Raw genomic sequence first — 12,774 nt, forward strand, 5'->3', positions numbered from 1 at the left:
GTGATCGGCGGTACCTGCGTGGCGCTGATCGGTCTGGATTGCGACGAGGCGGCCCGAGTCGCTGCCCGGGTCAGGGCGGGCTCCTTCTCGACGTTGGTATTGCGTCCGTCCTGGTGCTGAACGGTTTAGACGTTGGCGGACACCCCGATCTTGGGGCCGGTGCTGGCGGCGGCCGCGCGTAACGGCGGCTGAAAGTCGTTGCTTATCTTCAATAATGACTCCACGAACGACTCACTCTGCAGCGCACGTGGCCCAATAACGTGTAGAGCCGAGAGTGCCGAGTAGCGCTCCAGTACAGCCGACCGAATACGAGTGGTCAGCTACTCGCGATCGACGCCCGATCGAGGTCGACACTCATCTGTAGATCAACACATCTCGATTGGAAGGAGTAGCACAATGATTGGAACAGTCAGTTATCAGGGGGGACTGTTACAGAGCACGTCCGCCCGCCCGCTCGCGTCGCCGCCTGACCACCCCAGCGACGCTGGCGGCAGGCCGGAAGAGAAACCGCCTGACGTTGAGACGCCCACCGTGCGCCACGCGCTATCACCCAATGAGGTTTGCCAGCGCCAGTGGGCACGCGAAATCGTCGACCGGAACGGCTCGGTCGAGGAGATGGTCTCGGTGGCCATCCAGCGCGTTACTGAGCGCCATACAGAAAATCGCCTCTTGGAGGCGCAAGCGATCATCAACGAGCTCGCGCGCACCGGTGAGCACAGCACAATGCTCCACACGCATGCTGGCGCAGACAAGATCCGCCTGCTGCTCGGGAAGGAGAGCTAGCCATGTCACTCCTCGCTGCTGCCTGGCTCGATAGCGGGCCCAATCTGACTGGCTCGTCTCTATTGACCGGCATAGGGACGAAAGACCGCTACGGCCAGGTAACCAATACAAACCTTGCGGCTAACCACCTTCTCAATTCCGTCGCGTCGGGCCAGATGATCTCGCATGCCTCAGACTTCAATCTGATCCTGTTCTCCAATGGCGACTACACCGGGAACTTTTTCCAGCTGTCTATCGCGCACGATGAGAACGCGACCTACTGGCATACGGGCGCTGCGCAAAGCGCGCTGTTGATTGCGTCGAACAACACCGGAATCGATGAACACCGCGTCAGCCTTCACGATGAGCTGCATGACCAGTGGATCGACTTTCTCGACAAGAAGCTGAAGGGGACGGCGGTATCGCGGGACGTCGACCCGCTGTTGACGTGGCAGATGTTCCCGACGAACGATCAATGGCTCGACCGCAACCAGGTCTACATCCGCATCCACCAGCCCTTGCATGTTCACATGCCGTGGTACTGGCCTGACTACCAGGCTTCGATGGACTACAACGTGGTGCTCTTTATCGACTCTAACCGGCACCTCCGTGCGTGGGTGGCCGACTGGGAGTGCTGGGTCGAAGGCGGCGCCAAGAATGGACAAGTACATAGCCAGCTGGACCCGCAAGTGGCTGCAGGTATGCAGCCGCTTGCGGACCAGCTGAACCAAAGGCTCGCACTTACTGATCTACTCGGGCCTGTCAAGGCGGTCTATTACCTACCCGGCCGGCAGGCAAGTCCTGTCGAGAACAGCGCATTTGGCGGAAACACGGCGGACGATGTGACGATCTGTGTTCAAACGTAAGGTCCCTGTTGCTGGTTTCACTCCTTAATTGCGAGGGACTAGCGTCGCCCTCATGGCTGCGCTGTTCGTCGTCTACGGGTGTGACGGCATGATGGGTCTATGAACGCACGATCAACGAACCGCCCGTTTTGGGCTGTCGGCGCGGTCTTCGGCCTGCTGGTGACACTGCTCATCTGCGGACCGACCGGCGGCGTCGCACAAGCGGCTGTGGCTGCACCGGCGGGCGATGCGCTGTCGGTCGGCGACCCAGACGCGCTGGGGCAGATCGACCTCTACGTGGATCCGATGTGCCCGTACAGCGGCAAGTTCGTGCGGGCGCACGGCGACGAGATCGCCAAACGCGTTGAGGCCGGCACGTTGCGGGTCAACCTGCGATTCGTGGACTTCCTCGACAAGTACTCCGCCAGCGGAACGTACGACAGCCGAGCGATCTACGCGGCGTACGTGGTCGCCGACCAATCGCGATCGAGTGACGTCGCCTGGCGCTTCATAGAGGCGATCTACGCGTCGGACGTCCAGCCCAAGGAGGGTGGGACCACGGACCTGAGTAACGACCAGCTGGCCGACGTGGCCAATCGAGTCGGCGCGCCTCAGCTGGCCCAAGATCTCATCCGGATCGGCCTGCCGATCGGCTTCGATCCGCATGTGGTCGCGGCAAATAATCTTGTTGTTCTGCACCAATTTCCTGAGCCGGGAGTGCCACTGGTGGTGATCAACGACCGGCCGGTCGACGAAGATTCGGACTGGCTGGCTCAGCTGCCCAGCTGAGGCACAGCCCGCCCGAGGAACCCGCAGACCTACATCGCTGACGTGCGCGACATGATCACGGTGCTGCGGGTTCTCCGGCGTCGCTGACTACGACTTCACGATGAAGCCGGCGTCGATGGTCAGTGTGGACGCGGTGATGTAGCGCCCTGTCTCGCCGACGAGGTAGAGGATCGACCTGCTGACGTCGATCGGCTCCATCCACGGCACCGGGAGAATGTGGGTGCGGGCAAACGCATCCTCGACAGACTCGCGCGTCGGGTTCGGATTGTCGGGTTGGAACAGGCCCCAGACATAGGGATTCTGAATCATGTTGGTGTCGACGCAGGTTGGGTTGACCGAGTTGACGCGGATGTTGTACTGGCCTAGTTCCCGTGCCAAACACGTCATGAGCCCCGTGATGGCGTGCTTGGATGCCGCGTAGGAGGACATGTTCTCAGCGCCCTTAAGCGCCTCGGTTGATCCGATGAACACCACTGAGCCGCCGTCGTTCTGCGCGATCAGGGTGGGCACCGCGGCCCTCACCGCGTGCCAGGCGCCGGTGAGGTTGATGTCGATCATTTCTCGCCAGGACTCGGTCGTGATTTCCCAGGTCTTGCCTCCCGCGCAGATTCCTGCGTTGGGGATGACGATGTCAACGCGGCCCAGTTGCTCGATGCCCCGGTCGAACGCGGCCTTCACCTCGTCGTAGTTGCGCACGTCGGCTCGGGACAGGACAGCTTGGCGGCCGGTCTCTTTGATCAGTCGTGCGGTCTCTTCGAGATCCTCGGGGTTGGAGCCGGGGTAAGTGGTGGAATCAATCTCACCGCAGAGGTCCAGGCCGATGATGTCGGCGCCTTCGCGCGCGAGTGTTAGTGCGTGCGAGCGACCTTGGCCACGTGCGAGCCCGGTGATGAACGCTACTTGACCGTCTAGCTGTCCCATGAATGTCATTCCTTTCGTCGTAAGTCTGTTGCGTCGCGTAGTTCGCGCTAGCTGGTGATGCCGAGTTTGAATTCGTTCCACATGTCGATGCGCTTGTTCAGATCTTCGACGGGCTGGAAGAATCGGAGTTTGGAGAAGAAGGCGTCTCCGGCGGCGGTTGCCGGAATGAGCGTCGTATCAAGCAGTTCCGGGGTGAGGCCCGCCGCTACGGCGTCAGAGGACTTGGCCTGTTCCAGATTCAGGGAACCGGAATTTCCGCCGGAGGCGATGAATCGGGCCTGCCAGGGGACGGTTTCGGTGTAATTGATGAACTTGTACACCGAGTCGAGCTTGGCGGCGCCGCCCTTCTTGGTGATGGCGTAGTTGTCGGTCCACGCAGGTACGCCCTGCTTGACTTCGTTATTCACCTCGAGGGTCTTGCCCTCCTTCTTCAGCGCTGCGACCTCGGAGATGATGTTGAGGTAGCCGATGGTGGCCTCGCCATTGGCGAATTGCGTCTCTTGGTCGTTGTAGCCGGTGGTGAGGTGCTTGATCTGCGGCCGCAGAGCGCTCAACCGGTCCTTGACCGCGGTGAATTGCTCCGGCGTGAGGTGGTAGGGGTCGCTGATGCCGAGCGCGAGCGGGATCATCGGAAGCACCGCGGTGGGGTCGTCGAATACGGAGACCTTCCCCGCGAAGGCGGGATCCCACAGGATGTTCCAGTCGTTCGGCCGCCCTTGATCGTCGAGATACTTGGCCATTTCTGGCGTATTGGGGATGCTGCCGGGTATCCAGGCCAGTGGCTGGTCACCCCAGTTGTAGAGCACGCCGTACTGCTGCCCGCCTGAGGAGGCTGCCGATTTCCAGTCAAACCCCGGGTTCGGCTCCGTCGTGACCCTGCTTGTGTCGATGGGTTCGAGCAAGTCGGCCTTGGCGTAGTTGTCGAACCAGCCGGCGGTCGCCAGAATGACGTCGAACTGGCCGGGATTGGACTTGACCTTGGCGAACATCTCGTCGGGGGAGCCGGCGCTCACAGCGTTCACCTTGATGCCGGTTTCTTTGGTGAACGCATCCAACCAGGCTCGGTCGTGGTAGCCGTCCCACGTCAAGAGATTCAGGGTGTTCGGATCGCTCGTACTCGACCCACCGCATGCCGCAACGACGGCGGCTACGAGCGCGGTGATCACAAGAAGGGAGACCGTGCGTAAACGGGTGCCGAGACTCGGCCGTTGGGTAGGACTCATGAGTGCTCCTGAACTCGGGACGATACGCCTGAACGCATCGGTAGACGTTCGGTTTGCCGAACGACTGTTGGCTAATGCGGGAGGAGGCAACTCTCTTCGAGAGTGCGACGCGGCGAGCGCTCGGGTCAACTGTCACCCGCGCGGATTCAGGTAATCGCTTAAATCGCAGTAGATAAAGTCACCCGCAGCTCAATGCGCAGGTGTCATGCTCAGCCGAAGAGAAGTGCGGCGATAAGTAGTGCTATTGGATTGTGTGATGAGCCTAACGCAACCCATTCGGTTTAGCGAGCGAAATGACCGATTTAACGCAGTATTGATCTACTTTGCCGGTACAGCTGGCCGGTAACCCGGCTGTCTGTCAGGTCCGGGCGGCAGCCTCTGCAAGCCGCGTCAGGGTGCGGGCCGTGCGGATGGTCTCGGCTGCGGAAATCTCGGCTTCGCGAAGTCCACGGACGACGTCAGCGAAGCTCTCCGTCTCGAGGAAGTAGGCGTTGTCCGATCCGACGGCGATCGATTCCTCGGCGCCGTCTTCGCGGATCAGCTCGACGCAGTGAGGTGACTTATGGCTGTACCAAGGGCATTTCACGCTCGCAGAGCCAGTCGATCCAACGACGGTGACGCCGTATCCGGAGTGTGAACGCATCGAACAGTCGACCGTCGCCACTGCACCGCCTGCGTACAGCAGCTGGGCATAGAACCGTTCGTCGACACCCTGGGCGGAACGCACGGCGGTCGCGTGCACCGACGCCGGTTCCGCGTCGAGCAGATAGTTGCTCATGCTGACGGGATAGGACCCGACGTCACGTAGGGCGCCCCCCGCCATGTCCGGGTGGAACCTGATGTCGGTCCCCACGTCCTCGGCGCTATAGGTGAACCATGCTCTGACGGTGTGAATCTCGCCGATCTCGCCGTCAGAGACCAGCCGCTTGAGGGCATGGGTCTTTGGATGATGCCGGTACATGAACGCCTCGGCCAAGTGAAGACTCTTCGCGTCGGCCAACGCGAAGAGCTCTTCTGCCTCGGCGGCGTCGACCACAAACGGCTTCTCGCACAACACGTGCTTGCCCGCGAGCAGAGCCTGACGGGTCCAGTGTCCGTGCAGATGGTTGGGCACCGGGATGTACACGCAATCCACGCCGTCGTCGCCGAGCAGCTCTTCATAGCTTCCGTGCGCGCGGTCGATGCCGTGTTCGTCGGCGAACCGCGCGGCGCTGTCGGCATTTCGCGAACCGACGGCGACGAGTTCGTTCTTCGACGAGCTTTGGAGCCCGGGGATCACGTCGGCCGCGATACGGGCCGTCGACATGAGCCCCCAGCGCATCCGTCTTGACGCCTTCGTCATTGGCTGCTCCGATCGGGGCCTGTGGCTGCCTGGGGAGCCGCTACTTGGCGAGCATCCCGGCGTCGATGGCGAACTGGGTACCGGTGACGTATCTGCCGTCGTCCGACACCAGGTAGAGGATCCCGTTGCTGATGTCTTCTGGCTCCACCCACGGGGTGTCGAGCAGGTGGATCACGCCGAAACCTTCGATGGCGTCTTCCAGACTCGGGTCTTCCAGGTCCGGCCGAAACATCTTGCGCACACCGGAGTTGGTCATCATCCTGGTGCGGCAGTTGCTGGGATGCATCGAGTTCACCCGGATGTTGTGCGGGGCCAACTCGTTCGCCAAGGCCTTGGCCAGCCCGGTGACGCCGTGCTTGGCGGCGACGTAATGGCCGATCTCGTTCAGGTTGCGCAGACCGGCAGTGGAGCTGGTCAGGACGATTGCTCCGCCGTTACCGGCGTCAATCATGTGTTTGACACTGGCCCGAACCGTCTTCCACACCCCGGTCAAATCGATGTCCATCATCTCCTGCCACTGCGACTCTTCCATCGTGGACAGGAATCCGTAAGTGCAGACTCCGGCGTTGGCCAGCACGATGTCCAGCCGGCCGAACTGCTCGACGCCCTCGTCGACGACGGCGGTCAGTGCGGCCAGGTCCCGAACGTCTGCCACCCGGGCGATGATCTTGCCGCCGGCCTCTTCGACCAGACGCACCGTTTCGTCGAGGTCGGCGTTCGACGCCATCTCATAGGGCGCAGAGGGAACCGGCGCGCAGATGTCCACGGCGATGATGTTGGCCCCCTCTTCGGCGAGCTTCACCGCGTGGGTCCGGCCCTGGCCGCGTGCAGCGCCAGTGATGAATGCAACCTTACCTTCTACTCTTCCCATTGCTCTGCTCTTTTCCGTTTCGGATTGTTATTTGGCGACGATAAATGCAAGTGTCAGAACGATTTTGGTGTGTCGACCCAGATGTACTCGCTGACGCCGGCTGCGACGTTCTCGATCTTGTGCGGTACGTCGCTGCGGAACCAGATGGAGTCTCCGACATCGAGGAAGTGCACTTCGTCGTTGAGTGTGACCTTGAATCGGCCGCTTAGCACCATTCCCCACTCCTCACCCTCGTGGGTGTAGAGCTCGTCACCGGTGGAGGCGCCCGGTTCGTATCGACCGTAGATCGCCTCGAGCACCTCCGAGGAGTCCGGGGACGCCACTTCGAAGTGCACGCCTTGGGCCTTGATGGAGGAACGTTGGTCATCCCCATCGGCGTTCGGGGTGAAGGCAACAGCCTTGCGTGACGCGGCGCGGATGACGTGGCCGTTGGCCTGAGATGCTGTGGTGAAGAAATACGTGATGCTGGTGCCGAGCGCGGCGGCGAGACGCTTGAGTGTGGAGATCGACGGTTCGGTCTTGCCGCGCTCCACCTCGCTGATCACGGACGAGGAGATCTCGGCACGCTCAGCTAGTGCACGGATCGAGAATCCGTGCTCGGTGCGCAAGCTTCGAAGTCGCGCACCGATCGATTCCAAGTCAGCCGGATCATCTTGGGCTTCCGTCATCGCAACCTCCCTCGCAAAGTCATTCGGCGAATCACCAACTGCAATAGTTGTCGGCCGCGAATGTCCAATTCCATATCAAACTTATCGTCTCGATTCTAACTTGTCCGGTCGGTCTTCTTGACCAAAGCTGGCGGCGAAAGTCGGTAAATAGCTTGAACTTCCGCCGCCAACCAAACTCAGGCCCCGATACCGAGCTTGAATTGGTTCCAGATCTCGACGCGTTTGCTCAGATTCTCGACGGGCTGGAAAAACTTGAGCCCCTTGAAGAAGTTCTCACCGCCCGCTGTAGCGGGAATCAGTGTTGCGTCGAGCGCTTCTTGGTTCAGGCCCGCCGATACAGCCTCCGGCGAAGTGGCCTGAGCCAAACTCAAGGTGCCGGAATTCCCACTGGCGGCGATGAATCGGGCCTGCCACGGCACCGTCATCGTGTAGTTGATGAACTTGTACACCGAGTCGATTTTGGCGGCGCCGCCCTTGGTGATGGCGTAGTTGTCGCTCCACGCCGGCACGCCCTGCTTGACCTCGTTGTTGACCAGCAGGGTCTTGCCTTCCTTTCTCAACGCTGGCACCGAGGCGATGTTGTTGAGGTAACCGATCGTGGCTTCACCGCTGGCGAACTGCGTGGTTTGATCATTGAAGCCACTGGTCAATCGCTTGATCTGCGGCCGAAGCGCACTGAGTTTCTCCTGCACCTGGGTGAACTGTTCAGCAGTGAGGTTGTACGGGTCGCTCATTCCCAGCGCCAAGGGGATCATCGGAAGTACCGCTGTGGGGTCGTCGAACAGTGAGACCTTTCCGGCGAAGGCCGGATCCCACAAAATGTTCCAGTCGTTCGGCTGGCCCTTGTCGTCGAGATACTTGGCCATCTCAGGCGTATTGGGAATGCTGCCCGGTAGCCATGCCAGCGGCTGATCGCCCCAGTTGTAGAGCACGCCGTATTGCTTGCCACCCGATGAAGCCACCGTCTTCCAATCGAATCCCGGGCTGGGGGCCGCGGCCACCTTGTCGGCGTCGATCGGTTCGAGCAGGTCTGCCTTGGCATAGTTGTCGAACCACCCGGAGGTGACCAACGCGATGTCGAACTGGTTCGGGTTGGCCTTGACCTTCGCGAACATCTCGTCGGCAGATCCGACGTTGACGACGTTGACCTTGATGCCGGTCTCCTTGCTGAACGCATCGAGCCAAGCCGGATTGTGGTACGTCTCCCACGAAAGCACGTTGAGCGTATTGGGATCGCTGGAGCCCGATCCACCACACGCGGATACCCCTGCGCACACCAGCGCAGCGATCATGAAGGCGACGACAACGCGCAATGGTCTGCGCAGCTCCCACCGGGGTGTGTTTTTCATGACTTCTCCTGAAATGTTGTGCGAGTGGTGCATTCGGCAATGTGCGGGCGTCGGTCGGTCAGTTGATCCCCAATCCGGCGAGTTGTCTCTCGCGGCGACGAGCTGAGGTGACCAGCAGGATGACGGCACCACCGATCAGGACGAGACTGAAGGCGCCGATCAGTGTGAACACGGCATTGACTTCGGGGGTGAAGCCGAAGCGCAGCAGCCCCCAGACGTAAACGGGCAGCGTCGGCTGAGTGCCGGCCAGGAAGAACGACACGGCGATCTCGTCCATCGACAACGTGAAACCCAGCAGGCAGGCCGCAAGCAGCGACACCCGGACACCGGGCAGCGTGACGTGCCAGAACGTCTTGATGCGGCCCGCACCGAGATCCATCGACGCGTGCTCGATGGACGGGTCCATGGTCTTGAGTCGCTGTTGCAGAATGAACATCACCAGCGGTGTGATGAACGCGGAATGACCGATCACGATTGTTACGAAACCCGTTGGTATCTCGCCCAAATTGAAGACCACCAGAAGTGAGATTCCCAGCACCATGCCTGGCGCGACGAGCGGGACGGCGAGCACGGCGTCGAGAATTCGTTTGCCGCTGAACTCCAAACGTTGAGCGATCAGGGCGAAGGCGAAACCTGCCACGGCGCTGACGAACACCGCCACGAGTGCGACGCGCAGGCTGTAGAGCACGGCCGCGATCATCGCGTTGTCGGATAGGAGTTCGCGGTACCACCGCAGCGTGAACCCGTCCATGGGCCACGTCTGCACGGGGCTGCCGTTGAAGGAGAAGAGCGCCGTTGTGATGAGCGGGGCGTAGAGGAAGGCAAAGACGGCGAAGAGGAACAGCAGGCCGACGACAAGGCCGGGTTGGACCTTGCGCCGGCGCCGTGGCGGCACCCGATGACGCTCGGTGCCGGCTGCAGCCGTGACAGTGGGCAAAGTCGGTGCGCTAGTCATAGCGGGCCTCGGTACGGGTGAACAGGGAGATGACCGCCAGCACCAGCAGGCCGGACAGGGTCACGACGATTCCGATTGCCGAACCGAGCGGCCAGTTGTTGGCGATGCCGAACTGCTGCAACACGATCGAGCCGAGCATCGTGCCGGATAGGCCGCCGACCATGGCCGGGGTGACATAGTCGCCGAAGGTCAGCACGAAGGCGATGGCGAAGCCGACTGCCGCACCGCCCCGGCTCAGCGGCCACAACACCGTCCGGAATGTGGTCCACGGAGAGGCGCCGCAGTCACCGGCAGCTTCGCTGATATGGGGTGGGATTCGTTCAAGTGACACGAAGACACTCAGGAAGACGTAGGGGATCGCGACGTAGGTCAACGTGAGGATGACCGAGATCTGGGAGTACAGGATGTTCTTGGGGACAGCGTCGCCGAAAGCCCCGACGAGGATGCCATTTTCGCCAAGAATGATCTTCCAGGCGAAGATGCGCATCAGATAGCTGATCAACAACGGCACCAGGACCAGCACCGCGACGACGATCTTCACCCGGCCGAAGTAGCGCACGACGATGACCGCGGCGATGTAGGCGATGACGGTGGCGATCAGTGACGAGCTCAGAGCGGTGACCAGGGTGCGCCAGAACAACGTCCGATATACCTCGGACTCGACCAGCGCCTGGTAGTTCTCACCGGTCAGTGACTTGGTGACCGTCCCGAAGTCGTTCTTCCACAGGCTGTTGACGAACAGCATGACATTCGGCAGCACGATCAAGGCGAGCGCCCAAGCGAATGCGGGTGAGGCCTTCAGGTAGGCCCGCAGTTCATGGATCAGGTTACGCCGCTTGGGAGGTGGTGTTGGAGCGGACCGGGAACTCGTGTCAGTGATCAGTTCATCGGTCAGTTGAGCGGTCATGACGCGTGGTCCTGCAGGATGACCGGCGCGGTCAGCGACCACCCGACCGGCACGGTGTCGCCCACGCGCGGGCCGGTGTCGGCGGGTCCAACTCCGGAGACGCGGGACACGATCGTTTGGCCCTGTACGGATAGCGTGATCTCTTTCTCATGACCGAAGAAGATGACATCCTCGACGACGCCGCTGTACAGATTCGGTTGGCCGGCCGCCGATGCGCCGACCTGTACGCATTCGTAGCGAAGGCTGACCGTGGGGGCGGCGTGCGACACGGTGTCCTGAGTGTTCATCGACAGATCGCCGACGCTGATCCGGGTGGAATCGGCGCGACGGGCTTCCAGAAGGTTGGTCTTGCCGATGAAGTTGGCTACGAAGGGTGTGGTGGGGCGGTTGTAGATCTCCGAAGGAGAGCCGACCTGCTCGACCACTCCACGATTCATCACGGCGATCCGGTCGCTCATCGCCAGTGCCTCGCCCTGATCGTGCGTCACATAGATGAAGGTGATGCCGACGTCGCGCTGGAGATTCTTGAGCACCGTCAGCATGTGCTCGCGTAACTTCAGATCCAGGGCGCCAAGCGGCTCGTCGAGCAAAAGGACCCGAGGTTGGGCTACCAGTGCGCGTGCCAGGGCGATGCGTTGGCGCTGGCCGCCGGAGAGTTGATGGGGGAGACGACCCGATGCTGCCGTCATCGAAACTCGTTCCAGGGCTTCGCCGACTCGGGTCTTGATCTCGGACTTGGAGACCTTCTGCATCTTGAGCGGATAGGCGACGTTGTCGGCGATCTTCATGTGTGGGAACAGCGCGTAGTTCTGGAACACGGTGTTCACCGGTCGCCGGTAGGGAGGGACGTCGGTGACGTCCTTGCCTGCGATGCGAACCTCGCCGATCGACGGCTCCTCGAAGCCGGCGATCATCCGCAGCGTTGTGGTCTTGCCGCAGCCACTGGAGCCCAGGAGCGAGAAGAACTCGCCTTCCTGGATCTGCAGGCTGATCTGATCGACGACACAGATGTGGCCGTAGAACTTAGAGGCGTTGCGAAGCTCGACCACAGGCCCACGTTCCGCGCCGTTCACCGTCGATGACGGTGTGGATTTCGCTTTCCAACTGATTGTCATAAATCCACTTCTCCTGGGGGCGGGTGTTTGAGATGGGCCTGTGGCGGAGCTTCGCCGTCGCGGGTCAGGCCTTCTGAACGTACTTGCGGTTGCGGATATCGACCTTGACTTTCTTGAGTTCCTCGACTGCAGCCGCGAGGTGATCGGAGAATCGCTCGAAGATCTGCTCGCCCTTCTCGGCGGTGGCGCGGAAGGGATTGCCGATGACGCCGTGCGGGGCCATCTCCTGGTGCTCCATCGGGAAGTAGAAGTACTCGTAGCCCTGGAACTCCACGTCGGGGCTGGCGTCGACCTTCTTGAACGACGAGGGCAACCAATCGGGTGCCTGTGCGCGAGTGTCTATCCCCCGTTCGAGCTTCACGTTGGCCGGGTTGTAGGCCATCATGATCGAGGTCTCCTGCTCGCTGGCGTGCCAGCCGGCGGTCTCCTCCTTGGAGTTCTCCATGAGGTCCTCGATGATGCCGAGGTAACGCTCACCGTAGGGCTTGAACATGCCCAGGAGTGCGCCCGTTTCGTAGCGCAGCTGCCGGAATACCTCGTCGGTGGCCTTGGTGTTGGAGGTGTGGCCGTTGACGAAGATGATCCTGTTGAAGCCGTGGTGGATCAGCGAGCGTGCAGTGTCGTGGATGACTGCGCGCAGAGTCTCGCCGCGGAAGGTCAGGGTGCCCTGGCCGGTCTCGGGCTCGCGGAGGTGGTGCGGGCTGTAGCCGGTCCAGATCGGTGGGCCGTACAGGACGTTGGCCTTGTTCGCGGCGCGCTTGGAGACCTCCATCGCGTTGTAGATGTCGGTGCCGATCGGCAGGTGGTAGCCGTGCATCTCGACGGCTCCCATGGGCACCAGGATGGTGTCCCCGGTGGAGAGATACTCCTGGATATCCGGGGGAGCCAGATCGGTCAGCAAGCGGGAGTGCAGTTCGGCCACGTTATAACCTTTCATCGGTTGGTCCGATGCAGATCGGACCGTAATCATGGTGCTATTCAATTAATTTGGAGCGGGCGGCCGATCCGGGTTCGCCGGATCGGCGCC

13 protein-coding genes are annotated in these 12,774 nt (G+C 61.4%); 3 read left to right on the forward strand and 10 right to left on the reverse strand.

Going from position 1 to position 12,774, the window contains the following annotated elements; all coding sequences use genetic code 11:
- Window positions 1–396 precede the first annotated feature (396 nt).
- The 3 genes from G6N38_RS18870 (at window position 397) to G6N38_RS18880 (ending at window position 2,396) form a co-directional block, all read left to right on the forward strand.
- Window positions 397–783, forward strand: a complete 387-nt coding sequence (locus G6N38_RS18870; RefSeq protein ID WP_163749596.1) for a hypothetical protein — start codon at window positions 397–399, stop codon at window positions 781–783.
- Between the two features lie 2 nt (window positions 784–785).
- Window positions 786–1,628 (forward strand): DCN1-like protein, encoded by an 843-nt coding sequence (locus tag G6N38_RS18875; protein WP_163749597.1) that lies wholly within the window; start codon window positions 786–788, stop codon window positions 1,626–1,628.
- Between the two features lie 99 nt (window positions 1,629–1,727).
- The gene (locus tag G6N38_RS18880; protein ID WP_163749598.1) at window positions 1,728–2,396 is read left to right on the forward strand and encodes a DsbA family protein; all 669 of its coding nucleotides are present in this window, start codon (window positions 1,728–1,730) and stop codon (window positions 2,394–2,396) included.
- Between the two features lie 87 nt (window positions 2,397–2,483).
- On the opposite strand, the gene G6N38_RS18885 is transcribed toward G6N38_RS18880, so the two are convergent.
- The 10 genes from G6N38_RS18885 to G6N38_RS18930 all read right to left on the reverse strand — a co-directional run bounded on the left by G6N38_RS18885 (window position 2,484) and on the right by G6N38_RS18930 (window position 12,669).
- Window positions 2,484–3,317 carry a mycofactocin-coupled SDR family oxidoreductase gene (locus tag G6N38_RS18885; protein ID WP_163749599.1) on the reverse strand — a complete coding sequence of 278 codons (834 nt, stop codon included), beginning with the start codon at window positions 3,315–3,317 and terminating at the stop codon, window positions 2,484–2,486.
- Between the two features lie 47 nt (window positions 3,318–3,364).
- Window positions 3,365–4,540: an ABC transporter substrate-binding protein gene (locus G6N38_RS18890; RefSeq protein ID WP_163749600.1), complete on the reverse strand. Its 1,176-nt coding sequence runs from the start codon at window positions 4,538–4,540 to the stop codon at window positions 3,365–3,367.
- 358 nt (window positions 4,541–4,898) lie between these two features.
- On the reverse strand, window positions 4,899–5,882 hold the full coding sequence (locus G6N38_RS18895) for a Gfo/Idh/MocA family protein (RefSeq protein ID WP_163749601.1): 984 nt from the start codon (window positions 5,880–5,882) through the stop codon (window positions 4,899–4,901).
- A 40-nt stretch (window positions 5,883–5,922) separates the two neighbouring features.
- Entirely contained in the window at window positions 5,923–6,753 is an 831-nt protein-coding gene (locus G6N38_RS18900) for a mycofactocin-coupled SDR family oxidoreductase (RefSeq protein WP_163749602.1), read from the reverse strand.
- 53 nt (window positions 6,754–6,806) lie between these two features.
- Window positions 6,807–7,421, reverse strand: a complete 615-nt coding sequence (locus tag G6N38_RS18905; RefSeq protein WP_163749603.1) for a type II toxin-antitoxin system RelB family anti-toxin — start codon at window positions 7,419–7,421, stop codon at window positions 6,807–6,809.
- Window positions 7,422–7,597: 176 nt separating this feature from the next.
- Entirely contained in the window at window positions 7,598–8,770 is a 1,173-nt protein-coding gene (locus G6N38_RS18910; RefSeq protein WP_163749604.1) for an ABC transporter substrate-binding protein, read from the reverse strand.
- A gap of 58 nt (window positions 8,771–8,828) precedes the next feature.
- Window positions 8,829–9,725, reverse strand: coding sequence for an ABC transporter permease (locus G6N38_RS18915; RefSeq protein WP_163749605.1), 897 nt, complete (start codon window positions 9,723–9,725; stop codon window positions 8,829–8,831).
- Complete coding sequence (locus G6N38_RS18920) at window positions 9,718–10,632, reverse strand: ABC transporter permease (protein ID WP_163749606.1); 915 nt, start codon at window positions 10,630–10,632, stop codon at window positions 9,718–9,720. The genes G6N38_RS18915 and G6N38_RS18920 overlap by 8 nt, the downstream gene beginning before the upstream one ends.
- Window positions 10,629–11,681 carry an ABC transporter ATP-binding protein gene (locus G6N38_RS18925; RefSeq protein WP_246227298.1) on the reverse strand — a complete coding sequence of 351 codons (1,053 nt, stop codon included), beginning with the start codon at window positions 11,679–11,681 and terminating at the stop codon, window positions 10,629–10,631. The genes G6N38_RS18920 and G6N38_RS18925 overlap by 4 nt, the downstream gene beginning before the upstream one ends.
- A 130-nt stretch (window positions 11,682–11,811) precedes the next feature.
- A complete protein-coding gene (locus tag G6N38_RS18930) occupies window positions 11,812–12,669 on the reverse strand; it encodes a creatininase family protein (protein WP_163749608.1) in 858 nt (285 codons plus the stop codon).
- Window positions 12,670–12,774: the final 105 nt, after the last annotated feature.

Source organism: Mycolicibacterium helvum, assembly GCF_010731895.1.
Lineage (GTDB): Bacteria > Actinomycetota > Actinomycetes > Mycobacteriales > Mycobacteriaceae > Mycobacterium > Mycobacterium helvum.